The 24,441-nt window shown below is 68.4% G+C and carries 26 protein-coding genes; 12 read left to right on the forward strand and 14 right to left on the reverse strand.

The window, feature by feature from the left end:
* Window positions 1-33 precede the first annotated feature (33 nt).
* Window positions 34-660: a ClpP family protease gene (locus ACW9TB_RS24630; RefSeq protein WP_472750418.1), complete on the forward strand. Its 627-nt coding sequence runs from the start codon at window positions 34-36 to the stop codon at window positions 658-660.
* Window positions 657-1,247 (forward strand): ClpP family protease, encoded by a 591-nt coding sequence (locus ACW9TB_RS24635; protein WP_472750419.1) that lies wholly within the window; start codon window positions 657-659, stop codon window positions 1,245-1,247. Before ACW9TB_RS24630 ends, ACW9TB_RS24635 begins: the two co-directional genes overlap by 4 nt.
* A gap of 27 nt (window positions 1,248-1,274) precedes the next feature.
* Here ACW9TB_RS24635 and ACW9TB_RS24640 read toward each other — a convergent pair whose 3' ends face one another.
* Complete coding sequence (locus ACW9TB_RS24640; protein WP_472750420.1) at window positions 1,275-1,631, reverse strand: helix-turn-helix domain-containing protein; 357 nt, start codon at window positions 1,629-1,631, stop codon at window positions 1,275-1,277.
* A 93-nt stretch (window positions 1,632-1,724) separates the two neighbouring features.
* Complete coding sequence (locus tag ACW9TB_RS24645; protein WP_472750421.1) at window positions 1,725-2,462, reverse strand: LysR family substrate-binding domain-containing protein; 738 nt, start codon at window positions 2,460-2,462, stop codon at window positions 1,725-1,727.
* Window positions 2,463-2,517: 55 nt separating this feature from the next.
* On the opposite strand from ACW9TB_RS24645, the gene ACW9TB_RS24650 reads away from it, so the two are divergent.
* Window positions 2,518-2,889, forward strand: coding sequence for a DUF5997 family protein (locus tag ACW9TB_RS24650; RefSeq protein WP_472750422.1), 372 nt, complete (start codon window positions 2,518-2,520; stop codon window positions 2,887-2,889).
* A 123-nt stretch (window positions 2,890-3,012) separates the two neighbouring features.
* Window positions 3,013-3,720: a M24 family metallopeptidase gene (locus ACW9TB_RS24655; RefSeq protein WP_472750423.1), complete on the forward strand. Its 708-nt coding sequence runs from the start codon at window positions 3,013-3,015 to the stop codon at window positions 3,718-3,720.
* Between the two features lie 72 nt (window positions 3,721-3,792).
* Here the strand turns inward: ACW9TB_RS24655 and cynS are convergent, their stop codons facing one another.
* From cynS to ACW9TB_RS24670, 3 genes are all read right to left on the reverse strand, one after another.
* Window positions 3,793-4,239: a cyanase gene (cynS, locus tag ACW9TB_RS24660; RefSeq protein ID WP_472750424.1), complete on the reverse strand. Its 447-nt coding sequence runs from the start codon at window positions 4,237-4,239 to the stop codon at window positions 3,793-3,795.
* Between the two features lie 103 nt (window positions 4,240-4,342).
* Window positions 4,343-5,503: an NAD-dependent formate dehydrogenase gene (locus tag ACW9TB_RS24665; protein ID WP_472750425.1), complete on the reverse strand. Its 1,161-nt coding sequence runs from the start codon at window positions 5,501-5,503 to the stop codon at window positions 4,343-4,345.
* Window positions 5,504-5,712: 209 nt separating this feature from the next.
* Window positions 5,713-7,131 carry a M20/M25/M40 family metallo-hydrolase gene (locus tag ACW9TB_RS24670; RefSeq protein ID WP_472750426.1) on the reverse strand — a complete coding sequence of 473 codons (1,419 nt, stop codon included), beginning with the start codon at window positions 7,129-7,131 and terminating at the stop codon, window positions 5,713-5,715.
* A gap of 277 nt (window positions 7,132-7,408) precedes the next feature.
* On the opposite strand from ACW9TB_RS24670, the gene ACW9TB_RS24675 reads away from it, so the two are divergent.
* The 4 genes from ACW9TB_RS24675 to ACW9TB_RS24690 all read left to right on the forward strand — a co-directional run bounded on the left by ACW9TB_RS24675 (window position 7,409) and on the right by ACW9TB_RS24690 (window position 10,442).
* The gene (locus tag ACW9TB_RS24675) at window positions 7,409-8,386 is read left to right on the forward strand and encodes a hypothetical protein (RefSeq protein WP_472750427.1); all 978 of its coding nucleotides are present in this window, start codon (window positions 7,409-7,411) and stop codon (window positions 8,384-8,386) included.
* Between the two features lie 379 nt (window positions 8,387-8,765).
* Window positions 8,766-9,197, forward strand: a complete 432-nt coding sequence (locus ACW9TB_RS24680; RefSeq protein WP_472750428.1) for a hypothetical protein — start codon at window positions 8,766-8,768, stop codon at window positions 9,195-9,197.
* Between the two features lie 259 nt (window positions 9,198-9,456).
* A complete protein-coding gene (locus ACW9TB_RS24685) occupies window positions 9,457-9,999 on the forward strand; it encodes a hypothetical protein (protein ID WP_472750429.1) in 543 nt (180 codons plus the stop codon).
* Window positions 9,996-10,442: a hypothetical protein gene (locus tag ACW9TB_RS24690; RefSeq protein ID WP_472750430.1), complete on the forward strand. Its 447-nt coding sequence runs from the start codon at window positions 9,996-9,998 to the stop codon at window positions 10,440-10,442. Before ACW9TB_RS24685 ends, ACW9TB_RS24690 begins: the two co-directional genes overlap by 4 nt.
* Window positions 10,443-10,501: 59 nt before the next feature.
* Here ACW9TB_RS24690 and ACW9TB_RS24695 read toward each other — a convergent pair whose 3' ends face one another.
* The 4 genes from ACW9TB_RS24695 to ACW9TB_RS24710 all read right to left on the reverse strand — a co-directional run bounded on the left by ACW9TB_RS24695 (window position 10,502) and on the right by ACW9TB_RS24710 (window position 14,004).
* Window positions 10,502-11,230 (reverse strand): NPP1 family protein, encoded by a 729-nt coding sequence (locus ACW9TB_RS24695; RefSeq protein ID WP_472750431.1) that lies wholly within the window; start codon window positions 11,228-11,230, stop codon window positions 10,502-10,504.
* A 494-nt stretch (window positions 11,231-11,724) separates the two neighbouring features.
* Window positions 11,725-12,003, reverse strand: coding sequence for a hypothetical protein (locus tag ACW9TB_RS24700; protein WP_472750432.1), 279 nt, complete (start codon window positions 12,001-12,003; stop codon window positions 11,725-11,727).
* A gap of 359 nt (window positions 12,004-12,362) precedes the next feature.
* Window positions 12,363-13,301: a MerR family transcriptional regulator gene (locus ACW9TB_RS24705; RefSeq protein ID WP_472750433.1), complete on the reverse strand. Its 939-nt coding sequence runs from the start codon at window positions 13,299-13,301 to the stop codon at window positions 12,363-12,365.
* Between the two features lie 52 nt (window positions 13,302-13,353).
* A complete protein-coding gene (locus tag ACW9TB_RS24710) occupies window positions 13,354-14,004 on the reverse strand; it encodes a LysE family translocator (RefSeq protein WP_472750434.1) in 651 nt (216 codons plus the stop codon).
* A gap of 708 nt (window positions 14,005-14,712) precedes the next feature.
* On the opposite strand from ACW9TB_RS24710, the gene ACW9TB_RS24715 reads away from it, so the two are divergent.
* Window positions 14,713-15,189 (forward strand): hypothetical protein, encoded by a 477-nt coding sequence (locus ACW9TB_RS24715; RefSeq protein ID WP_472750435.1) that lies wholly within the window; start codon window positions 14,713-14,715, stop codon window positions 15,187-15,189.
* Window positions 15,190-15,203: 14 nt separating this feature from the next.
* On the opposite strand, the gene ACW9TB_RS24720 is transcribed toward ACW9TB_RS24715, so the two are convergent.
* From ACW9TB_RS24720 to ACW9TB_RS24730, 3 genes are all read right to left on the reverse strand, one after another.
* Window positions 15,204-17,165: a hypothetical protein gene (locus ACW9TB_RS24720; protein ID WP_472750436.1), complete on the reverse strand. Its 1,962-nt coding sequence runs from the start codon at window positions 17,163-17,165 to the stop codon at window positions 15,204-15,206.
* A 69-nt stretch (window positions 17,166-17,234) separates the two neighbouring features.
* A complete protein-coding gene (locus ACW9TB_RS24725; protein ID WP_472750437.1) occupies window positions 17,235-17,543 on the reverse strand; it encodes a hypothetical protein in 309 nt (102 codons plus the stop codon).
* A gap of 213 nt (window positions 17,544-17,756) precedes the next feature.
* Window positions 17,757-18,023: a hypothetical protein gene (locus ACW9TB_RS24730; RefSeq protein ID WP_472750438.1), complete on the reverse strand. Its 267-nt coding sequence runs from the start codon at window positions 18,021-18,023 to the stop codon at window positions 17,757-17,759.
* A 166-nt stretch (window positions 18,024-18,189) separates the two neighbouring features.
* Between ACW9TB_RS24730 and ACW9TB_RS24735 the strand changes: the two genes are divergently transcribed.
* Both ACW9TB_RS24735 and ACW9TB_RS24740 read left to right on the forward strand, forming a co-directional pair.
* Window positions 18,190-20,337, forward strand: coding sequence for an alkaline phosphatase family protein (locus ACW9TB_RS24735; protein WP_472750439.1), 2,148 nt, complete (start codon window positions 18,190-18,192; stop codon window positions 20,335-20,337).
* A 254-nt stretch (window positions 20,338-20,591) separates the two neighbouring features.
* A complete protein-coding gene (locus ACW9TB_RS24740; RefSeq protein WP_472750440.1) occupies window positions 20,592-20,936 on the forward strand; it encodes an MmcQ/YjbR family DNA-binding protein in 345 nt (114 codons plus the stop codon).
* A 459-nt stretch (window positions 20,937-21,395) separates the two neighbouring features.
* On the opposite strand, the gene ACW9TB_RS24745 is transcribed toward ACW9TB_RS24740, so the two are convergent.
* The gene (locus ACW9TB_RS24745) at window positions 21,396-22,064 is read right to left on the reverse strand and encodes a hypothetical protein (RefSeq protein ID WP_472750441.1); all 669 of its coding nucleotides are present in this window, start codon (window positions 22,062-22,064) and stop codon (window positions 21,396-21,398) included.
* Window positions 22,065-22,528: 464 nt separating this feature from the next.
* Window positions 22,529-23,779, reverse strand: coding sequence for an amidohydrolase family protein (locus ACW9TB_RS24750; protein WP_472750442.1), 1,251 nt, complete (start codon window positions 23,777-23,779; stop codon window positions 22,529-22,531).
* Window positions 23,780-24,038: 259 nt separating this feature from the next.
* Between ACW9TB_RS24750 and ACW9TB_RS24755 the strand changes: the two genes are divergently transcribed.
* Window positions 24,039-24,441 (forward strand): RICIN domain-containing protein (locus tag ACW9TB_RS24755; RefSeq protein WP_472750443.1); only part of this gene is annotated, 403 nt, incomplete at its 3' end.

The raw sequence follows: 24,441 nt of genomic DNA on the forward strand, positions 1-24,441 counted from the left end.
ACGCCGATCCGGATCGCCTCGCATGATGGACTCATGGGTGAAGAATCGAAACTTCCACTGTTCAGCGCGCGGATAAGAAATGAGCTTTACGAGCGGCGTGTTCTCGTTCTCGACGGGCCTCTCGACGACGACAACGGGACATTGCTCGCCACGCAATTGATAGCACTCGCCATGCAGGACGCGTCAGCCGATATCGCATTGTGGATTCACTCCCCGGGCGGCTCGGTTCCGTCGATGCTCGCGATCCGCGACATTATGCGACTCATTCCCTGTGACGTGTCGACCCTCGTTCTGGGCATCGCCTACAGCGCCGGGCAGTTCCTGCTGTCAGCGGGCACCCCGGGGAAGCGCCGCGCCCTGCCGCACGCACGTGTCCTGATGCACCAGGGCTCGGCCGGAATCGGCGGCACTGCGGTCGACATCGAACTGCAGGCCGGCGACCTCCGGCACACCCGCGACACGGTGCTCGGTCTCATCGCCGGGGACACGGGTCAGTCCGTGGAGCGCATATTCGAGGATTCTCTGCACGATCGCTGGTACACGGCGCAGGAGGCGCTGGACTACGGCTTCATAGACGCGATCGTCCAGAGTTTCAACGAGATCGCGCCACACGATCGCCCACGCTTTGGATTCGGCGTCACCGAAGGAGGCGACCAGTGAGCACGTACACGATCCCCAACGTCATCGTCCGGGACTCTCGCGGTGAGCGGGTCATGGATGTCTACTCGCACCTGCTCACCGAGCGAATCGTCTATCTGGGAACCGCGATCGACGCGGGCGTCGCGAACGCGCTCGTCGCACAGCTTATTTTCCTGGAGTCGGACAATCCCGATGCCCGCATACAGTTCTATATCAACTGTGAAGGCGGGGACCCGAGCGCGATGCTCGCGATATACGACACCATGCGCTATATCCGTCCGCAGGTTGAGACGACCTGCGTCGGACAGGCCATCGCGGTGGGTGCCGTCCTTCTCGCCGCGGGCGCCAAGGGGAAACGGGCCGCCCTCCCGCACGCACGGGTGATCCTGCACCAACCGGCCGCCCAGGGGCGCGGAACGATCCCCGACCTCATCCTGCAGGCCGACGAGGTCGTCCGCGTCCGGGCGGACATCGAGCGCATCCTGTCACGGCACACGGGCCAGACCATCGAGACCCTGCGCGCCGACACCGATCACGACCGCGTCTTCACCGCGACCGCGGCCCTGGAGTACGGGCTCCTCGATGAGATCATCGAGGAGCCCGCGTAGGCTCGTGGACGATCGCGGCAGGCCGCGCTACGCGGCCAGGGCGTACGCCGCGGAGCAGGTGGCACCTCTCGACGTGCCGCTCTGAGCGGACCGCAGGCTCTCGGCGACGGAAAGGGTCAGATCGACCAGGGTGACATCCAGCGCGCCGGCGACCGCGGCGATCATCTCGCTCGACGGCTCCTTGAGGCCTCGTTCCATCTCGGAGAGATACTGCGGCGAGACGCCGGCGCGACGCGCCGTCTCGCTCAACTTCTCGCCCCGCTCGTGGCGGAGACCTCTGAGACACTCACCGAGCGCGTGCCGCCACAGCGGCTCGCGAGCCGGAGACGGCTTGGGGGCGGTCCGATCGATCGCCGGGCGTAGCGGCGGGACAGAGGAGGCCATGCCTCACCATAGGTAGACGGCGCGCTCGAATGCTGTCGGCTTCGCGCAGAGCGGAAGCGTTCTCGCTTTGGGGGCGGCCGCGAGCGGCGCGGGTCACCGAGGCCGGTTGCCCTTCCTTTTACGGTCGGCTGGTACGGCCCGGCGACCGGAGCCGTTCTGCGCGGGTTTCTGTGCCTGCCGCTGTGCCGGTTTCCGTACGGGGGAGGCGGGGGCGGCGGGGGTGCGGCCTCGCGAGCTGTTCACCGTCCGGCCCCGGACGATGCCGATGAAATCCTCCACCAGGTCGGTGGTCGCGTCCGTGGGCCAGGCCAGCGCGACCTGGGACTGCGGCGCGTCCGGGACCGGCCGGTGAGTGAGATCCCCGCGATGGTGGAGGCGTGCCAGCGACAGCGGGACCAGGAGGATCCCGGTGCCGGACGCCGCGAGCTCGACCGCGTCCGCCGTCGTGGCCGGGCGGGTGAACGCGGGCAGTCCGGGCCGGACCGTCCACTCGATGATGTCGTCCAGGGGGTGGAACACCTCGTCGTCGGCAAGATCGGCGACGGACACCTCGTCGGTGGCGGCCACCGCGTGGTCCTTGGGAACCACGGCCACCGTGGTCTCCACGTAGAGAGGAATCACGCTGAGCCCGTCCCGGTCGACCGGCAGCCTGACGAATCCGGCGTCGGCGCCGCCGTTCCGCAGGAGTCCCACCGCCTCGGCGGCGGGAACCGCGATCAGGGTGACCGGAACGCCGGGCATTCGCTCGGTCCAGATGTTGATCCATTTCGCGGGTGTCACCCCGGGCACGTAGGCCAGTCGAAACGTCCTGCCGGTCTCTCCATCAGTCACTTTCCCAGGGTACCGATGTCATGGGAACCCGCTTCGGCTGACTACTCTTGACGCCATGACCTCGTCCAAACCGAAGACCATCCAGACGATGAAGCCCGCGACCGCGGCCAAGAAGCTGGGTGTTCCCCTTTCGGCCACTCCCGCCGAGTTCCAGGCGGGTGTCATCTCCAGGGACGAGCTGAACGAGTTGCGGTCGACGCCACCCGCCTGGCTCACCGACCTGCGCCGCAACGGCCCGCACTCCAAGCAGGTCATCGCCGCGAAGCTCAAGGTCTCCATCGCGGGCCTGCTCAGGGCCGGGATCACCGGACCGCTCACCACCGCCGAGATCGACGCGCTGAAAGCGGAGAACCCGGAGTGGCTGGAGCGCGAGCAGGCTCTCCAGGTCGAGGTCCGCAAAGCGGCACTCCGCCTCAAGCAGGGCTAGACAGCCGGGATCCCGCACGTCTCCGGCCACGGATGCCATCACTCCGGGCCTCGCGACCGCCGATCCCCGTTCGGCCTTCGGGGCGGCGGAACACCATGACACGAAGGACGCAGGGGACACGACATGACGTCTGATCATTCCGGGCCGGAGGAGGCCCGGCGGGTCGCGGGTCTGGTGGCGGCGCAGGAGAAGGCCATCGCCCTGTTCGCCGAGGTGGAGGCGCGCGGGCTGGTCGCGCCCGGAGCCGGGGAGCGTGAGGTGAGCGACCGCATCCGGGACCTGGCCAACGACATGTTCGGCACGACCAAGCACTGGCACAAACGGATCATTCGCTCCGGGCCCAACACCCTGCTCCCGTACCGGGACAGTCCGCCCGATCGCGTCATCGGCGAGGACGACGTCGCCTTCGCCGACTTCGGGCCGATCTTCGAGGAGTACGAGGCCGACTTCGGCCGCACGTACGTCTTCGGCGACGACCCGGACAAGCACCGGCTGCTCCGTGACCTGCCGCGCGTCTTCGACGCCGGGCGCGCCGTGTTCGAGGCCGATCCCGGCATCACCGGCCGGAGGCTGTACGCCGAGGTGGAACGGCTGGCGGGCGAAGCCGGTTGGGAGATCGGCATCTGGCACGCCGGGCACCTCGTGGGGGAGTTTCCGCACGAGGTGAACGACGGTGCGAGGGCGGAGTCCTACATCACCCCGGACAACGACACCCCGCTGCGGCGCGTCGACCGTGCGGGGAGGACCTGTCACTGGATCCTGGAGCTGCACCTCGTGGACCGGGCGCGCGGTTTTGGGGGTTTCTACGAGCAGCTGCTCGATCTGGCGTGACCCCATCGCTATTTGGGCGTCGGCCGGACCGGGACCGCTGTCCCTGTCAGACGGTGGCCTGGGAGATCCCGGTCATTCCCACTGGTAGGGGAGATACTTACCGTCCAGGGTGATGACCACCCTGTCCCCGGCCGGATCGGGTACGCGCCGGACATCGAGGCGGAAGTTGATGGCGCTCATGATGCCGTCGCCGCACTGCTCGTGGATGAGCTCCTTGATGGTGGGCCCGTAGACCTGGACGATCTCGTAAAGCCGGTAGATGGTCGGGTCGACGGGCACGGCGGAGTCGAGAGCCCCTCGGGTGGGCTGCAGCTGGAAGGCGAGCGCCGCGTCCTCTCCGAGTTCGAGCAGGGCCGCCGCCGTCGCCGCCTCGTCCTTGCCCATCGGGTGCTGGCCGAGCAGTGCCGCCGTGGTCCACGCCAGGGGCCTGCCGATGGCCTGGGCGAGCTGTTCCCAGGTCACGCCGGTGACCACCTTGGCGTGGCGGACGGCTGCCGCCGCTTCCTGCTTGCTGACCACTTTTTCTCCGTTGGTGTTGGCGGTTGCCGTGCGAACGCTCTTCCACTGGCTGTCCTGTCCGGTCCCGGCCAGCTGGCCGGGACCGGACAGGACAGCCGACCGGTCAGGTCCGGGTGGAGTAGGAGTGGGCGCCCGTACCGGCCAGCCCACCGCCCTGGACGATCAGGTACTCGTCACGGATCGGCTCGCTGTCCAGCCAGCTCTCCAGGATCTCCCGGGTGCCGGCGGCGTAGCGGGCCTGGGCCGACAGGGACGAGCCGGAGATGTGCGGGGTCATCCCGTGGTGCGGCATGGTGCGCCAGGGGTGGTCGGCGGGGGCGGGCTGGGGGTACCAGACGTCGCCCGCGTAGCCGGCCAGCTGGCCGCTCTCCAGGGCCCGGACGATCGAGTCGCGGTCGGCGATCTTCGCCCGAGCCGTGTTGATCAGGTACGCGCCGCGCTTCATCGTGGAGATGAGCTTGTCGTCGAACAGGCCCTCGGTCTCGGGGTGCAGCGGGGCGTTGATGGTGACCACGTCGCAGTGCGGGACCATGTCCTGCGTGCTGGCGTGCCAGGTGAGGTTGAGCTCCTCCTCGATCTCACGGGGCAGCCTGTGCCGGTCGGTGTAGTGCAGGTGCACGTCGAACGGCTTCAGGCGGCGCAGCACGGCCAGGCCGATCCGCCCCGCGGCGACGGTGCCGACGTGCATGCCCTCGACGTCGTAGGAGCGGCTCACGCAGTCGGCGATGTTCCACCCTCCGTCGAGCACCACCTGGTAGGACGGGATGTAGTTGCGCACCTGCGACAGGATCATCATGACGACGTGCTCGGCGACGCTGATGCTGTTGCAGTACGTGACCTCGGCGACGGTGACGCCGTGCGCGATGGCCGCGTCGAGGTCCACGTGGTCGGAGCCGATTCCGGCGGTGATCGCGAGCTTCAGGTTCGGCGCCTTCGCGATGCGCTCGGCCGTGAGGTAGGCGGGCCAGAACGGCTGGGAGATCACCACGTCCGCGTCGGGCAGCTCGCGGTCGAAGACCGAGTCCGCGCCCTCCTTGTCGGAGGTGACGACCAGGGTGTGGCCGCGCTCCTCCAGGAAGCGCCGCAGGCCCAGCTCGCCGGAGACACTGCCGAGCAGGTGGCCGGGGACGAAGTCGACGCCCTTGGGAGTCGGCAGGGTCTGCCCGCCCGGGTAACCCTCCAGCGCCGGGAGATCGTCGCGCGCGTAGGTCTTGGGGTATCCGTCGTCCGGGTCGTCGTACAGCACACACAGCACCTTCGCCATGGCGTCTACTCCTTGTCGGTGGGGTTGCTCTCACCCTCCGCCCGTGAAGATCCATTGGTCAAAGTGTTTGCTCCTATCAGGTGATAGGGCGTGGCTATGAAAGGGCGATCGGCACGGCCGCGCGGCGCCGACGGCCTTGCCGGAACCGGCCGGGGAGCCGCGGACCGGCCACCACCGATCCGCGCCGCCCGGTTCGCCCCGGCGCGTGGTCAGTCGCGGGCGTGCGCGTCGAGGATGTGCGCGACGGCCTCGGTCACCCGCTCGGCGAACGCGATGTTCAGCCACTCGTCGGGCACGTGCATGTTCGAGTCGGCCCCCAGCGCGCCGGTGACGACGAACTGCGCGTCCGGATAGCGCCGGCCGAGCATCTCCATGAACGGGATCCCGCCGCCGATGCCGAAACCGCGGCACGGCTCGCCGAACACCCGGTCGCCGATCTCCTCCAGCGCCTCGGCCAGCCAGGGCGCGGTCGCCGGGGCCTGCCAGCCGTTCAGCAGAAGGAAGTCGCCCACCTCGACCCGCGCGCCGTACGGCACGTCGGTGGTCAGGGTCTTCACCAGCGCGGCTCGCGCGACCTCGGCGTCGACCGTCGGCGGAGTCCGGAAGCTCAGCCGCAGGGACGTCGAGGCGCGCAGCACGGCTCCCGCCACCGCGGGGTCCGGGAGCCCGGCCGCGCCGATCACCGACAGCGTCGGCCGCCAGGTGTTGTTGAGGATGAGCTCGACGTCGTCGTCCGAGGCCGCCCGCATCCCGTCGGCGAGCGGATACCGGCGCCCGGCGGCTCCCGGCTCCAGCGCGGCGAGCGCCTCGGCCCCGGCCCGCCGCTCCTCGGGGATCGGCACGTTCATCTCGGGGACGGTGACCTCGCCGGTCACCGGGTCCTCCACCCGGTCGAGCAGCCGGCGCATGACGCGGAAGGAACTCGGCACGATGCCGCTGGCGAGCCCGGAGTGCACGGACGTCTCCAGTACCCGCACCGTGACGGTCGCCTGCACCGCGCCACGCAGGCTCTCGGTCAGCCACATCCGTTCGTAGTCGCCACCGCCGCCGTCCAGGCAGACCACCAGGGACACGTCACCGAGGCGGTCGGACAGGTGCTCCAGGTACGCGGGCAGGTCCGGGCTGCCGGACTCCTCACCGGTCTCCAGCAGCAGGATCGTCCGGGCGTGGTCGCCGCCCGCCGCTCGGATCGCGGTCAACGCGGTCGCCGCCGCGTAGCCCGAGTATCCGTCGTCGACCGCGCCGCGGCCGTAGAGCCGTCCGTCGCGCACCACCGCCCGCCACGGGCCAAGCCCGTCGGACCAGTCGCCGAGCGGGGGCTGCTTGTCGAGGTGACCGTAGAGCAGCGCGGTGCCGCGTGCCGTGGCGTTGGCGGTCGCGGGCACGTCCACGAGAAGCAGCGGGGCGCGGCCGTCGAACTGGACGACCTCGCACCGGGCGCCCGGCAGGTCACGCGACGCGATCCAGTCGCGTACGTGGTCGGCGGCGGCTCGCAGGTGGCCGTTCCGCTCCCAGTCGGCGTCGAAAGCGGCCGACAACGCGGGTATCTCCACCAGGCCGGAAAGGCTGGGCAGCACGTTTTCGTTCCAGCTCTTGGTGACCGCTTCGTGAACTCGTCCATAATCCATAGCCGGATTATGGTCCCCGGGCCCGCCGAGGACCTCATCGGGGTCGGTGGATACGTGAGAGATCGTTTTTCGACGATCTCCCGCAGGTGGGACGTCTTCTTTTCGGCTTTTTTGGTGTGGGGCGAAAATGGCCGTCGGGTGACCGGCTTCTGAAGGCTTTGCCGTAGGTGTCTGCGCTTCACAATTGCCGGTACGGCCCCCGGGATTCACAAACACGAACGCGATGGATCATGCAAAGATGTATGGCTATCCAGTCATAAGTTAGGACATTCTACGCATGAGGCGATTAACTGTGGTGTTCGGGGCCGGGGCTCTGGTCTGCGCACTGCTTGTTCCCACGTCGGCGGAAGCGGCCGTCGGCGACCCGGTGGCCGCGGTACGGCGGCTCCTGGCCGCCCAGCTCACCGCCAAGGTGACCGAGGCGGGGCACGTCAACCCGGGTGCGCGCTCGCGGGTGGTCAACCGCACGGGCATGTCGTTCCAGTACACCTTCAAGCGTGCCGGGTCGATCCAGCTCGGGCGGAACGGGGTGGTCGCGTCCGACCTGAGCAGGCGCCTGCGGTTCGAACGTCAGGACTCCAAGGACATCCTGAAGGACGACGTGGCCAACGGCGACCTGGTGGCCAAGAGTCTCCTGGTCCAGACACGGCCGCACCGTTCGGTGGGGGCGAACGGCAGGCTCTACACCACCGGATCCCTCTACGGGCCCGCGCTGCCCGGGGGGAAGACCTGGGCCCTGCGCGGCACGGTCGCGAACGGCGGCGCCTTCACCGACCAGGTCGTCAACATCTTCGAGCCGAAGACGTTGAAGACGCTGCTGTCCGACACCTACTTCAAGAGGTTCATCAAGGGGCCGGGCTACCAGGACAGCACCGGCCGGGAGCACCGGGATGTGACGCTCTACAAGGGGAAGATCACCTTCGCCGACCTGTACGATCTCTCCCCTACCTTCCGGACACTCGCCGGTCAGGAGCCCGACGCCACCTTCGCCACGGCCTTCGTGTGGTGGTGGCTGTGGACCGACAGGGACGGCATGCCCCTGCGGGTCGAGTCGATCTGGGACACCTGGGTCACCGGCAAGCCCCACCAGCCGCCGCGCGCCGAGGGTTCGGCCGCGACCGACTACCTCTCCTGGCGGCCTCGCGTCACGATCAAGCCGCCCAGTTTGTCGCTCGTGGCCAAGGTCGAGGGCCCGGCCAACGGCCTGCCCGAATTCGACGACGCCATGGAGGCCATCCGGGACCCACGGCGGTAGCCGCGCGTCGGCCGGGCCGGAGGGGCGGTGACGTGCACCCGAGCACGCTGATCGTCCGATACCCGGCCGTGGACTAGGACTCCCTCGCGAGCGGGTGCGAGCCTCCGGTGGCGCGTCACGCTGACCGGCGCGTCCGTGGACGCGCCGGTCACCTCACCGCTCGCTCAGCCGGTGCCCACGCCGGGACCTCACCCATGGGTCATGGGCGTGTATTTCCGCCCTGGTGTGGCGCGTTTCCCGCCCGTCTCGGGAAAGGCTCGGCGGGTCAGGGCCCATACCCGGCGGGGGCGGGACATCCAAGGGGATGCCTTGAGGGATCTGCACCGTATCCTCACACCCTCTGCGCCCCGCAATCACAGGAGTCTGTTTTGATCGTGCCGTGACCGGGCGGAATGTGTCAGGGAAGAATGATGCGCTCTGGGTCATGGTTTGCGCGGTAGCGGCGATTGTCGCGTCGGCCTGCGCGGCTTTGGGGACTTTCCTCGACGCTTTTCTGGTGGCCAGAACACGAGGGTACTGCCTTGGTGGGGCGAGCGCCGGAGAGAGTTTCTCCGGTGTGATCTGGGTCGCGAGCCGGCTTGTTGTCTTTCCCGTCATTTCCGGAGTCTCGCTGCTCGCCTCGCTGCCCGTCGTTGTCGTCGCCCACCTGCCGTGGTTCGCGTTCCACGGCTGGCTGAAGGCGATTCTGATGGCTCTCGCCGTCCTCGTCTCGATTACCGGGCCGATGGTGACGATTGTCTACGACGTCGCCACCGAAGGAATCACCGGTGACTGTGACCCGCCCTGGTGGCCGTCCTGGCTCCCCTCGTAACGCGGCCGTGGAATCGCACGTTCTGTAACAGCCGCCGGTGGTACGCGGGACCTGTCACACCCAGGAACGCGGGGATGGATCCGAGATGGAACAGGCGGTGGAACCGGATGGAACACCTTAGGGGTATCCGGCTCATCGGCCCTTCCCCGGAAGGCCGGGCAGGCACGCTCCACAGCGCGTCGCCTCTCCGTGGATGAACACCGGCCGATCTCTGTTCGTACGGCGTGTGAGTCGTACGGAACCATCGAAAGGAAAACCGGTGAACGATTCCATTCCCACCGCGCACCACCCGGTGGGCGGCAACGCGTACCGGCCCGGGACGCTGGTGGCCGCCACCCTGGCCACCGCGACGGCCGCCGTGTCCATGCTGGCGTCGGCGGCGATCTCCCTGGTCGCGGGAAGAAGCCTGCTGCAGGACTACGTACGGGAGCAGCTCGGCGTCGAGGTCGACTCGGTGGCCGTGGGCTCCGCCGTGGAGGCCGCGTTCGGCTCCCTCCAGGTCCGGGCGTACGCCTGGATCTTCTTCGCGGTGGTTTTCTGCCTGCTCCTGGTCCCCGTCCGCGGCGGCAGGACGTGGGCCCGCGTCGGCCGGGAGACGTCGCCGAGGAGGGCAGGCAGCTGGAGGCCGCCACGAGCGAGGCGGCCGAGCTGGGCATGGTCCTGCCCGGTGGGAGGGGGCCGCGCACCGAGGTCACCGTCGCCGGGCGCGGCGACCGGCCGGTGGAGTGCCGGCGCGAGGGCCGCCGGTGGCGGGTCGCGCTGGGCTCCCGGAGCGCGCACGTCGAGCACAGCCTGGGAATGACCTACCTCGCGGTCCTGCTGGCCAACCCCCGGCACGAGATCCCGGCCGTCGAGCTGGCCGCGGGCCCGGTGCCGCACCACGGGGCGGCCGTGGACGCCGGTGCCGGAACCGCCCAGCCGACCCGGGACGAGGAGGCCATGAGGGCCTACCGCGAACGGCTGTCGCTGCTGCGGGAGGAGATCGAGGCGTACGAGTCGGCCAACGACATCGTCCGGGCCGAACGGGTACGGGCCGAACGCGACTGGCTGATCGACGAGCTGGCGTCGGCGACCGGCCTGGCCGGACGGACCAGGAACTTCACCGGCGACGAGGAGCGCGCCCGCGTCTCGGTCGGCAAGGCCGTCCGGCGTGCCGTCACCCGCGTCGCCGCCGCCGACCCGATCCTCGGCGAGGAACTGCGCCTGACGGCCCGGACCGGACGGCTCTGCAGCTATCAACCATAGCCCTGAGCCCGTACGTCATTGATGTACGGGCTCAAGGCGTGAATCCCGTTTCGGCCGGATCAGGCGTAGGGATTGAAGGGAATTCCGGACGGCAGGGCCTTTGAAAGCTCCCACTCGAACGAACCGTCCTTGATACCGAAACTGGCGCTGCCGAAATTATGGTTGACCAGTTTGTCGCGGAATCCGGGCGGATAGTTGTCCCAGCCGATCAACGGCGGCCACTGCCACCATCCCTTGTGGTTCTCCGGCCGCTCGCCGAAACCCGCGTGACGGAAGCAGTGCGTGCTGATGCCGTCCTTGTGGTAAACGACCAGCGGGTGTTTCCCGGTCTCGTCCCAGGGCACGTCGTTTCTGTGGCGGGTGGTGTACTTGCCGTGCGCGGACGTCGAAACGTACATGCCCCACTCGCCCTGCACCCACACCACGACGTGCTCCCAGTCGTGCCGGTGCCCGGCGCTGCCCGGCCCCAGGGCCGCCTGGTCCTTCTCGAAGTAGAGCGCGTACATGTACGCGCACCAGCCGTTGTTGCACTTGACGCGCGAGTAGGCGTTGGTGTTGTCCAGGTCCCACGAGTCGCGGCAGTGGCCGTTCTCGGCGCCGCCCAGGGCCAGGCCAGGGGCGATCGTCCCGTCACGCCCGATGGCCGGGGTGGGGTAGCAGCCGTCGCCGTCGTAGTCGAACCCCGGCTCGTAGATGCGGTCGGGCCACGGAGCCGCCCAGTCGAGGGCGGAGGGCGGGTCCGCGAAGGCGGTGCCGGGGAAGACGAAGAGCGTCACGACCGCGGCCATGAACGCGCGGACGGCGAACGACAGCCTTCCGAACCGGCGTCGGGTCCGGGGCCGGTTTTGGCTTTGGTTTTGGCTTCGGCCTTCAGTCGGAGGCGCGCAGTCCCGCGACGCCCCGGGCAACAATCTTCGCATTGAACCTTCCCGTCGATTTCCTGGGGGGTGAAACGGTCACGGTCCCTGGGGAGGCGCGGTGTTCCGCACCGTGGTCGAGGATCAAGGTAGGATATTTGCAGCCCTGAGTCAAGATCGGTGTAAATGAAAGTTAAGGGCTCGTGAACCTTCGGCGTCGGGAGGATATTCTCCCGGAATGCCGGGCGAATGGATCGGGCGACACCATATTCGGGTCCCGGGGAAGAAAGTTTATGGCGGCTGAGACCGTGATCCGCCTGACCGGGTGAGAGGCGGCTTCAGGCGTTTTCCCGATGGCCGAAGAATAACCGGTGACGAGAATGGCTAAAATGACACGGTGACCGAAACGGCGCGCAGCCTGGGGGTCAGAGGTCGCCGAGCTCGCCGAGCGGTTTCGTCCAGTAGTCCCGGTCACGGGATTCGTCCCCGAGGAGGGCGAGCGTGTCGGAGACGGAGTGGCCGGGGCCGATGACGACGTGCATGATCTCGTTGAAGGTCCTGAACGCGTCGTCGTCACCGACACGCATCTCCATGTGGTTCATGAGCCGATACCAGTACTTCTGCTCGGCCTCGATCCGGGGCAGGAGCTGTTCGCGGCTGAGGATGCGGGCTTCCTCGACGGTGAGCCGTTTGAAGCGTGCCATGCGCCGATTGTTCCATCCGGAAATCCGGCAATCCGGCATTCACGGGAGCGGGTTGAGGATGAGTGCCCGCCGGGCGTCGGCTCCCACTGCCGAGGACGGGCATCCGCCGAGCGCCGCCTCCCATCAGGCCCGCCATGTCAGGCCTGCTCTCTACGGCCCGCTCTGTCAGGCTTGCGGCATCGTCCGTCCCTGGAATGAGGGAGCGGTGGAGCGTCAGGACATCGAGGTGTTTCTCGCCCCTGTCCACTCCGCTCCGCGTCTCATGCGGCCTGCCCGCCGAACGTGACCCCGCGAGGCCGCATGAGACGAACCGGTCCAGCCGGTCCGGCCGGTCCGGTGACGCCGCCGTGAGCGGCCCGCTACGCCGGTATCCGGGTACGCAGGGCCTGGACGAACCAGTCGAGCACCGGCGTCAGGCTCTCCGGGGCCGACCAGCCGTTGATCACCGCGAGCAGCCGGAGGTACGTCTCCCTGCGGGGGTCGTTCGCGCTCTCCAGCCGTACCAGCAGCCGACGCCGCAGGTCGGCGTCGTCGGGGCGGCCGACGGCGTTCGCGTACTGGGCCGTGACCGCAGCGACGACCGGATCGGCCTGGGGCGAGTCCGGGGCGATGCCGGACGACAGGGCGGGACCCGCCTGGTCGCGGGCCATCGCGACGGGATCGCGGCGCGGGCCCGTGGTGTCACCCTGGGCGCGCTCGGCCGTGTGCTGTTCGGCCAGGCGGCGCATGACGGCGCGAAAATCCGGGTCCTGCGACAGCTCGGCCAACTCCACCCATGCCTCGACCTGCTCGGGTTCGGGCTCGTCGGGCAGTTCGGGGGTCATCGAACGCCTGATACCGGTGAATTCGGGGTTGGCGTCCAGGTCGCCGAAGGCGGTGTCGAGGAAGTCACCGATCAGGCGTCGGCGTTCGTCCTCGGAGAGTTTGGCCAGTTTGTGCATGAGATCCATCTCCTCGGGGGTGGACCCGCGCCTGGTCACCGCCGTCAACACCGCGCGCCGCAGGCGCAGCGTCCGGATCTGCACCGCCAGTGCCTCGGCGTGCGCCGCGGCGACCTCGGGAAGCGAGATCTCCCGGTCCACGACCCTGCGGATAGTGGGAAGGTCCACTCCCAGGTCGCGCAGCGTCCGTACGAGGTCAAGGCGTGTGACGGCGTCGATGCCGTAGAGGCGGTGACCGGCCGGGCTGCGGCCGGTCGGCGGCACGATCCCGCGGTCGGAGTAGAACCGGACGGTCTTGACCGTCAGCCCGGTCCGCCGGGCCAGATCACCGATCGAGTAGAGCGTGTCGCCGTTCATGCCCCCAGCCTGGCGCCTCCCTCTACAGGAGGTGCAAGTTCGTCCGGCGACGTCAGCGGGTCGCGGCGGCCATCCGCAGGCCCAGGACGATGAGAACGGTGCCGCTGACAGCCTCCAGGCGTCGGCGGATCACGGGCCTGCGGAACCACGCGCCCGCGCGCCCCACCACCGCCGCCAGGGCGAGGTACAGGGCGATCTCGACGGCCACCTGTAGAAGCGCGAGGAGCGCGGTGGTGAAGAGCAGCGGCTGGTCGGCCGGTACGAACTGAGGATAGAAAGCGATCATGAAGGCCGCGATCTTCGGGTTGGCGAGCATCACGAGGGCGCCCTCGCCGAAGGCCCTCCACCAGCCCCGCTTCGGGCTGGGCGGCGTGTCCTCGGCGAACTCCGGCACGATCCCGGCCCCCCGGATCCGCCACGCGGTGCGCCACGCCTTCAGCCCCAGGTAGAGCAGGAAGCCCGCACCGATCACGCGCAGGACGAGGAAGGCCACCTCCGAGGCGGCCACCAGGGCGGCCAGACCGGCGGCGGCGAACAGCGCCCAGGCGTACAGACCGGCCTCCAGGCCCAGCACCGTCGGCACCGCCCCCCTGAAACCGTGCAGCGCGGCACGGCGCAGGATCAACGCCATCGCGGGACCCGGTGACGCGGAGATCAGCACGACGGCGACGACGAAGGCGGGCAGGGACGCGACGAGATCCATGGGCCGATGATGCTCGCGCCCGCCACCCCCGCTCAACCCTTTTTCCCAGCGTGGGAACCCTCACCTTTTGCCCGGAGAGCACGAAAAACCAGACCAGAGAGCCAAACACGCCGGTCCTGACATCACCGCCGAACGCCCTCCACCCGTCGGCGACCCAGGCCGGTGACTGGGCGACCCCGCTACTCGACCAGACAGCCACTTCGACACACTGCCCCCCACTTCCGCCGGAGCACGTTTTGATCGGCACTGTCGAATTCAGTCAATGCATGCCGGTGGCTGGCATGGCCTGCCCTGACCCGACTTGACCTGGATTGACGAACCGACCGTCAACCGGTGGCCGGGAAGGCGCTCTAAGCGCAGAAATTATCGTCGCGGCAGTGCGACAAAAAAGAAACGCATATCCTTTTCGGGTGGAAGGGTATGATAACGCGTGAGTACGCTGATGCTCTTTTGTGCTCTGGTGTGAACGTCGAAAATCGCTCGCAAGACAGGGCCGCGACGACGAACACGCCTTCCCGGCCTTCGATGGCACGCCCACTCCGAGGCCGCTGGCGTCTACGGAACGGGGTGCTTCTGTCACCCGAATCGCCGGATCGACTGCGGTGACGGCCATCGGTGACAGATGGATATGGAAAGGGTATGGCGGCGGCGTGCCGCGTGGGTGAAGATTGACACGTCTTCGTCGCCACCCACCTCCGGAGGTACGGAATGCGCTTCACCTGGCCGCTGACCATCGGTTTGGCATTGGTGATGGTGTCATCGGCATGCGCCTCCGAACCCACGCTGGATAGGGCGGCGGCGGAGTTGCAGAAGGACACTCAACGCTTGGAGACCGACAGCATATTAAAGAATCCGCTCAAGAAGCTGCGCATTCTGCAGCGTCCGGACAAGGATATTCGCTGTGACAAGGGCAAATTCAAGCGGTCGCTTCGAGCTACAGCGGACTATGAACGTGTCGATGAGCCGTTGGTCGACCATTTGGATCAAGCTCAAACGCTCATGGAGAACACGCTTGCTCGGGTCCTTGGATACAAGCTGGAGTTTGATTTTAGCCAATCAAATATCAGTGAAGGGCGTTTCATTTATGGTATGAAAAAAGACTTGGAAATCAAAATAACTGTATATGTTGCCCCTGAGGCCCCTACCTGGAGGATTCATGCGGTGACAGCATGTCTGCCACGCTAATGAGGAGGGTGGAATTAGTTCCAAAGTTTTATCTGTTCCTTAGCCTGCTCGTTGGCCTGGAACAACGAGGCCTCCTCGCTCTTGGTGTCTAAATTATCGTTGATGTCCATCCAACGCTCGTAGGGTGTCAGCTTCTCCTGTAGCGTCTCCTCCCACTTCTTGCCGCTGCTCTCGGCCTCCCGCTTTGCTTCAGTCAGGAGCTCGTCATAGGTCTTGAGGTCACCGGTGTCCTTGTTGACGAGCTCGGCGGGAGGTTTGCTCGTCGGGTAGCCCGCCTCGTAAAGAATATGTGCCATGTCGTACTTCTGACGTAGAACGAAGTCCGATCGTGCCCCAGTAGCCTCTTCGACTCGCGTTTCGAAACTATCGGCCCACATGTCGAGCAGGGTGCTGGCGCCGTATGCCTTGGTCAGCTCCCACGTTTCCTGGATGGCCTTATGCGCGAGGACACCCGTCAAAGGAATACGGTCGAGACCGAGGGAGAGGGTGTTCTTGGTGATGTCGCGAATCAGGTCGTCGGTGGCGTCCATCTCGCCGCGCACATCCAGTGTGGCCTTGAATTCCAGACCTGCGAGGTCGCCGAACATCCTCGCTGTTTTCCCGAAGTGCCGGGTCTCGGCCTGCGCGTCCAGTTGGGCCGCCGCCGTCAGTGTGTCATGGCGGAACTGGGCGGCGGTCGCGTCGAAGTCGTCGGTGAACTGCTTGTCCCCGACGAAGGTCCGCATGAAGCGATAGGTGTCGCCGGGGCTGAGGTAGAAGGCTGGGGTCACATTGGGAAGGGGGGTCCAGTTCTCCGGCGCCGCCATACCGGAATCCCGATAGGCAGCCTTGTCGAATCGGGCGCCCGAGGCCAGTTCGTGGATATACGATTTCGCGATGGTGACCATGGAGTCCCTGGTCGGTTTCGGCAGGTCGGTGTCGAAGGAAGCGGCGGCGCGGATGGCGTCGAAGGCGAAAGCGGCTGCTCCCGGGCTGTGTTTGCCGGCTTTTTCGGTGGTGGCTTCGGTGCCTGCTTCCATCGCGTGGCCGAAGGCGTCGGCCACCTCGTCCCCGTTGCCGGTGTTCTTGGCGTAGTCGAGGAACAGTTTCATCTTGTCGGCCTGGCTGAGCTTGACGTCGGCCCCGCCCATCTTGGCGAACGTGTCCCGTACGGCCACGCCGTCCCCGGCGAGCACCTCCAGGCCCATCGCGACCAGGTCTTCGGGCAGGCCGTACGCCTTCGTCTCGGCGGGCCCGCCGGCGCGCCAGTCCTGCCGGGGGCTCTTCGCGAATTCGTCCAGGACCAGTGCGCGGGCCGCCGCGCTGCGGACGGACGAGGGGGCGTTCGCGCCCCTGAGCAGCGCGAGCCGGTTCCATGCTGCGACCTTGCTGCCGGCCGGTCTCATCAGGTCGTCCCTGATCTTGGCGAAGGCCGGAACGAGGGGTGGGGCGTTCAGGGCGGCGCCGAGGGCCTTACCGAAGGCGGCGAGGTCCTGCCTGGCGGTCTTGCTGCCGGTGACCGCGATGAGATTGGGCAGGCTGTCGCGGACCTTCGGGGACAGCAGGGCGAAGAAGGCGGCGGCGGCCTGGGGGTTGTCCGCGAGTTTGGCGATGTCGTCGATGTGCTCGTGGATGAGCTTGGCCTGCGGCTCGCCGCTGAAGTTCACGAAGATGTCGTCGCCGTACATTCTGGCCAGGCCCTGGGCGATGTCGAAGTTCTTCAGCTCGTCGGGGAGGCGGATCAGCCCCTGCCCGCCCGCCGCCGACGCCGTGCCGCCTGCCCCGCCCAGCTCCGGGGCGCCGTTTCCCAGGGCGTTGATCAGGTCGATCCGGCCGTGGAGCATGGAGACCTGGGTGCCTCCCCAGTCGGCGATGTCGGTGATCTCCCGCAGTGCGGGGGTGCTGATCCCGTGCGAGCGGAGCTTTCCGTCGAACTCCCTGCTGAACGCGGTCAGCAGGTCGGCCGCGCCGCGCAGGGAGGTGGCGAGCTGTCCCATCTCCTCGGGGTCGATGCCACAGAACTCGGAGGTGGGTGCCATGGAACATCCCCTTCACGGTCACGACGGTCATGTCCGCCCGGCCATCTCCCGGCGCGCGATGTTCGCCTGGGACTCGGTCACCAGCGGAGGGTGGCGGCGCAGCTCCTCCTCCACCGCGTCCACCACGCGCTGGGCGAGCCGCCCCAGTAACCGGTGCCGCTCTTCCAGCTCGGTGGTCCAGGTGGTGGCCGTCGGCCCCGTCCACACCTTTCCCGACCGCATCGCCGAGGAGGCGCGCTGGTACGCCTGCCGTACCTCGTGGGCTCTGTCCGTGGCCTCCACGAGCAATTGCCGCAACCGCTCGTGCCGGGGATTGGGCACCATTCGCTCGGCCACGCCACCCCCGTCCTTTCCGGAACCTCGTGATGAAGGAGAAAGTCGCATCCCAAGGTAGGTATTGATCGTCTGAGTCGGCAAGTCCCGTACCCGGTCGGCATCGGGTTTCCGCTCCTGGAGGCAAGGCCATCCGAACGGACGGAACTGATATTTCGGTCATTACCTCTCATGTTGAAGCGGCTACTCCACCTGACAACGCCGGAGTAAAGGATGTCACTGTTCGAAGAGCACGTCGACACGATGGAAATCGTCGCCGGGACCGTGGTGCGGGCCGTTTCCGTTTCTCATGGGGAACGTGAGCGTGCCCCTGGCTTTCGCGATCGGCATAATCAAGATGTCCCGCCTATCCCGCATGAGATCCCGCGCGAGCTCCAGAAGATCCGGACGCGTCGGGGCCGCGACAGCGCCGGAGAATCGAAACCACGCCGCGAGCATCATGAACCTCCGGATCCGTCGACCACACGCCGTCGTCCCGATCATCTGTCTCGACCGGGCCCGTGACATCGCCGGTACCGCGTTCCCGCCGCCCCGGCGGTGAGCGCGGACGGGACAGCGGGGCGCATCCCGGGTGATACCGGGTGCGGGATGGACGGAGCCGGGTTGTTAGGTTGAGGCTTGCTCGAAATGCCGTTAAAGGAATGCGTCAATGTCGGCAAAGTCCGCACTTCCCCCTTCGCTCGTGCGCCTGCTGGCGCGGCCCGCCCCTCCCGGAACCCTCTCCGACCTCAAGCACGTCGTCTTCGTCATGCAGGAGAACCGGTCCTTCGACCACTACTTCGGCCGGATGCGCGGGGTGCGCGGCTACGGCGACCGCAACGCGGTGTCCACCCGGGCCCTGCGGCCGGTCTTCGAGCAGGACGGGATCCTGCCCTTTCCCGTACGGGAGGCCGCCGAGCGCGCGGGAGCCGACCCGATGCTGCTCGACACCCACGACCACAGCTGGCTCGGCACGCAGAACGCCTGGGCGACGGGCTGGAACGACGCCTGGGTGCCCAACAAGGGCCCGTCCACCATGGCGTACTACGACCGCGAGGACCTCCCGTTCCACTACGAGCTGGCGGACGCGTTCACGATCTGCGACGCCTACCACTGCTCGGTGCTGAGCTCCACGACGCCGAACCGCAACTACCACGTCTCCGGCCACACGGGCCACGAGCCCGGTACCGAGCAGCGGGCCGTCGACAACGGCGCCTGCGAGGAGGACGGGCACCCCGGCTACTCCTGGACCACGGTGCCCGAGCTGCTGACCAGGGCCGGGCACTCCTGGCAGGTCTACCAGGAGTGGGACAACTACCAGTGCAACAACCTGGAGTTCTTCGCCACGTTCAAGGCCGTCATGGCGAAACTGGGGCTGAGCAGCACACACTCCTTCTACGAGAAGGTACGCGCGTCCGAGGATCCCGCGTCGATGCTCGACTGGCTGGAGGAGAGGGCGGCCCGCCTCGATCCGGCCGACCGGGTGCTCTACGACCGGGCGCTGCGCCGTACCCGGACGGGCGGGCTGGGGGAGTGGTTCGCCGCGGACGTGGCGGCGGGACGCCTCCCCGAGGTCTCGTACATCGTCACCTCGCTCGCCGACTCCGAACACCCGGAGGGATCCTCGGCCGTGGAGAGCGGGAAGGTCGTCTACCGGATCCTCGACGCGCTGGCGTCGAGCCCGGAGGTGTGGGCGAGCACCGCGGTCTTCGTCACCTACGACGAGAACGACGGCTTCTTCGACCACGTTCCCCCGCCCGTACCGCCCGACGGAACCCCGGGGGAGTTCGTCGCCGGGCGGCCCATCGGGCTGGGCATGCGCGTCCCGATGATCGTCGTGTCGCCGTGGAGCGTGGGAGGCCACGTCTGCTCGCAGACGTTCGACCACAGCTCGACGGTCCGGTTCCTGGAGACCTGGCTCGGCATCAGGGCCCCCGACATCAGCGCCTGGCGGCGGACCGTCGCCGGGGACCTCACCTCCGCCTTCGACTTCGCCCGCCCGGAGGCGTGGCCCGCCCCGGAGACACCGGTTCCCAGCGCCCCCGAGAACACCTCGTCCGGTCAGAGCGCCTTCTCCGGTCAGAGCACCTTGTCCGCCCGGAGCGCCTCGTCCGGTCAGGGGGCTCCGCCTGTACGGGAGGTTCCGCTCGTTCAGGGTGCCTTACCTGCTCAGAACGCCCTGACCATCCGGGACGTTCCGGCCGTCCAGGGGGCCTCGACCGGCCGCTGGTATCCCGACGTCCCCGCCGTGCAGCGGATGCCCGGCGTGGAACCGGGGGTCAGGCCCGCCCGCGCGCTGCCGTACCTGCCCGACGCTTCGGCGCGGACCAGCGGTCGCGCCGTCGAGATCGCGATGAGCAACGCCGGTACGGAGAGCGTGCACCTGGCGCTGTACGGCTACATGGGAGAGCTCGTCCGGCCACTGCATTTCGACGTGCTCGGCCACGCTCGCGAGGCGGTCTACTTCCCGTGCCCCACGTACGCCCTCGTCCTCACCGGGCCGAACGGTTTCCGCCGGGAGTTCCGGGGCGGGACGGGCGACCCGGTGGAGACGTCCAGCGTGATCGACGCGGCCGCGCGGACGATCGAGATCGCCGTCGTCAACACCGGTGACGAACCGGCCGACGTGACGATCTCGCCCCTGGCCTACGGCGGGACGGCGCGGACGCTGCGGGTCGGGTCCGGGGACACCGCGCGGATACCGTGGCGGGCCGAGACCGGATGGTACGACCTGTGGATCACCGTCGCCGGGGACGCCGCCTTCGCCCGTCGCCTGATGGGACACATCGAGAACGGCGAGCCCGGCGTCACGGGCTGACGTCCGCCGGAGCCCCCGGCCGGACCTTCTCGTCGATGTCGGCGCGGGACGCCCCGGTTCATGGTGTGGACCGCCGCTGTCCCACAGGACACGGTACGGTGCGTCCCGGCCAGGGCCCTGCCGGGTCGGGGCCGCCTTTTTCCCGGTGGTTCCGTCCGGCAGGCCGTGAGCGAGTCGCGCGGCGTAGCGCCATATCGCCGCGATCCGGACAAACGCCGGGGATAAATGTCGGTGAGCTCTGATAGACGTGGTCCATGGGTGTGAGCGTGGATGAGTTCCTGGAGATGGTTAAGGAACTGCCTGAGACCGAGCAGGGCGACGGCGGCGAGTGGGTCTCGCTGAAGGTGCGGGGCAAGGGCTTCGGCTACCTGTGGGAGAAGACGGAGACCGTGGGGCTCAAGGCGACGATCGACGAGCAGATCGCGCTGGTGGCGGAGCGTCCGGACGTGTTCGAGGTCCAGTTCACCGCGGGCCGGTTCGGCTGGGTCGTGGTGCACCTCGCGAAGATCGACGCTGAGGAGTTGTTCGAGCTGGTCACCGAGGCGTGGTGCCTGACGGCTCCCAAACGGCTCGTCGAAGCCCACGAAGCCGCGGGCTAGGGGGTCGGGCCGGTTCGTTCGCGTACGGGGTCGCGGGGGATTTCACGGTGACCGGTGTCGTCTCTACGGTGGCGGGAGTGCGCGGGCGAACTCGCCGAATCCGAGCCTGAACCCGCGTCCGAACCCGAGCCCAAACTCGCCCCCGAGTCCCGAGTCCCGAGTCCCGAGTCCCGAGTCCCGAGCCCGAACCCGATTCTGAACCCGAGCCCGCGTCCGAGTCCCGACTCCGCGTCCTGCTCCTGACCCGCGCCCACGTCCGGACCTGAGCGCGAGGCGGTGGGCGGCCCGACCCGGGTGCTTGGTGGGTCGGGCCGCCCGTCGTGGGACGGATCTCCCGCTCTTTCGCGAGCCTGGCCGGACCTTCCTCGCCGGGAAGGGGAGCGTGCGGCTCGCACTACGGTGACGGCCTCCCGGCCTCCTGTCCGCCGGGGGCCGTGTCAGTCGTCCGTCGATCGCCTGTCAGTTGTTGATCCCGCGGCCGGTGCCGGTGCCACCGACGCTGTCGCTGATGCCGCCACCGATACCGGCGCCCCTGCCGATACCGCCCTGCCTGCTGCGCTCCTCCATACCGCGCTCGTGCCGACCGCGCTCTTCCATGCCGCGCTCGTTTCGGCCCCGCTCCTGCATACCGCGCTCGTTTCGGCCGCGCTCTTCCATGCCGCGCTCGTTTCGGCCTCGCTCTTCTGTGCCGCGCTCGTGTCGACCGCGCTCCTGCATGCCGCGTTCGCTTCGGCCGCGCTCTTCCATGCCGCGCTCGTTTCGGCCGCGCTCCTGCATGCCACGTTCGTTCCGGTTTCGCTCTTCCATGCCGCGTTCGCTTCGGCTTCGCTCCTGCCTGCCGCGCTCGTTCCGGTTTCGCTCCTGTATGCCGCGCTCCTGCCGGCCGTATTCGTGCCTGCCGCGCTCGTTTCGGCCGTACTCCCGGCCGTACTCGCGCCGGTACTCGCGCCTGTGCTCGCGCCGGGCGCGGCACCTGTCGGGGTTCCTGTACTCGCTGCAGGGCTTCAGGACGGAGTTGAGAGTGGCCGCTGTGTCCGCGGCGGCGAACGAGGCCGGCATCGCCGAGGGGACGATGAGAGCGGAGGCCATCATCGCTCCGGCTGCGAGAGCGTTCCTGATTTTGGTCATGGCAGATCACTCCACGTCGAATCGGTGTCGAATCGGTTGAGCCCTGGCCTGTGTGCCCGGGCCGGCGGAGCGCCGTGCCGCGCCGAGGACGACGCCGACACGATGCGTAACCTGCTCTCACGGTAAGTGGAGGGGGTCGCGGGAGTCTGCTAGCGGAGCCCAAAGCCTTCGGGCGGTGTGATTACTCACCGGTAGCGGAAAGGAGTGGAAGGGGAGCGATCGGTGACGTTCGGCTACCGGGCTCCGCCGGAGGCTCGTGCCCCGACAGGATGCCATCCGCGGCCGGACCGCCAGGGTTCAGTAGATCATCCCCGTCCGAGCACCCGTTTTCGCGGCCGTCCATGACGAGAATCCCGTCGATCCGGGCGCCGTTTCCCCCGGTCCCGCCCCTGAAACACCGTGCTAGTCCCCCGGGCGTCGTACCGGGTCTCCGGTCTCGCTCGCCGTCCCGGCGCCCGCGGCCGTCAGTGAGGAACACCGGGTCCGAAGGAGGTGTGCGAGTTGGACGAGGCCACGACCCGGCCCGCGACGACGACGTGGCGGGGTGGCGCGTGCCGGGTCAGGGCCTCGCGGAGGGTCCGTCCTTCGAGGATGACGAGATCTGCGGGGGCCCCGGGCTCCAGGCGGTGGGCGGGCAGGCCGACGACCCGCGCGGCCTCGACGGTCACCATGTCGTACAGCCGTTCCAGGGCCCCGTCGGTGCGGGCGTCGAGCAGATGCGCGGCCAGGAAGGCCACCTCCAGGAGGTTGTGCCGCCCGAACGGGTAGTAGGCGTCCTCGATGTCGTCCTGGCCGAGCGCGACCGGGACACCGGCGTCGGCCAGCTGGAAGACCGGCAGGTGGAGCGGTCCGGTGTGCGGATCGCTGACGAAACCGAGCCCCGCGGCGCGGCACAGCCCGGCCAGACGGCGCAGGTACGGCTCGGGGTAGAGCGCCATCGCCCTGGCGTGCTGGGCGCTGCCGCGTCCGATCATGTTCCGCGCCAGCAGTTCCCTCGCGAGCATCTCGGACGTGCGCAGCCCCGGGTCTCCCGCGTCGTCGACCAGCATGGCGACGCGCAGGCCGTGCCGCTGGGCGAGGTCGACCATACGCCGCACGTGCTCGGCGGCGTCGGCGTCGGTCCACTCGATCCAGGGGATGCCGCCCACCACGTCGGCACCGCGCCGTACGGCCTCGGCGACGAGTTCCTCGGTTCCGGGTTCGCGGAGCAGGCCGTCCTGCGGGAACGCCACCACCCGCACGTCGACCACGCCGCGGAACTCCTCGCGCAGCGCCAGCAGCGCCTCCAGCCCGGTGAGCCCCGCCCTCGGGTCGATGTCGGCGAAGGCCTGCACCGCCCGGACGCCGTGTCGTACGGACTCCAGGAGCACCGGCCTGGCGCGTTCGAGGACGGATTCCGCGGTCTGGCCGGTCTTGACGGCGGCGGCCGTCTCGATGGCGCCCATCGCGGCCCCCATCGCGCCCCCGGTGTACTCCGAGAGCGCGGCGGGCCCGGCCCGGTCGAGGGTGTGGACCTTGCACAGGTGCAGGTGCGCGTCCACGAACGGCTCGGTGACCAGGGAGCCGTCCGCGTCGAGGGTCACGCCGGTCGCCGGGCCCAGGCCGGGATCGTCCTCGGTGACGAGGGTGATGAGCCCGTCCGTGGCGGCCAGCGACCACCTGCCGGGACGGCCGCGCAGGGTGGCGTTCCTGATGAGGAGATCCGGAGTGTCCATGGCAGCACGGTAGAAGCACACCCCCCGGAGGCGTGACGGCCAGATCTGCCAAGTCGCGGCCCCGCGACTGTGACGCCCCGGGGGCCGAAAGACCGGTTCGGTGTGGAGGGCCCCGGCCGTTGACAGTTGGAAAGCGCTTTCCTATGGTGTTCATTGTCCGCCAACACGGACGTGCTCACTCATGTGAGCGGTGCGCACTCGCTGGGGGGATCCGGAACGCAGGCCGCGTGGGCCTGCCGGACCAGCAAGGAGTTCGGCTGTGAAGATCAGATTCGACAGGAGGGCCGTCGCCGCCGTCGTCGCCGGCGCGGTCGCCGTGTCCGGATGGGCGTTCGGCGCCGCCGCTCCCGTCGCGGGAAACTACAACCTGGTGAACAACGCCAGCGGCCTGTGCCTGACCGTTCCCGGCGGCGGCTCGGCCTCCGGTGTCCAGCTCACCCAGAGCGGCTGCGGCGGCGCCGGACAAGCCTGGACGGTGACCGGAAGCGGCACCCAGCTCAAAGCCGTCCACAGCGGCCTGTGCGCCGGAGTCCAGGACGCGAGCACCTCGGCGGGCAAAGCCGTACAACAGGAAACCTGCTCGGGAACCTCCTCCCAGACCTGGAACCTGACCGAATCAGGTTCCAACTACCGGGTGATCAACGCCAACGGCGGCAAATGCC

This window comes from Streptosporangium sp. H13245 (assembly GCF_055690525.1).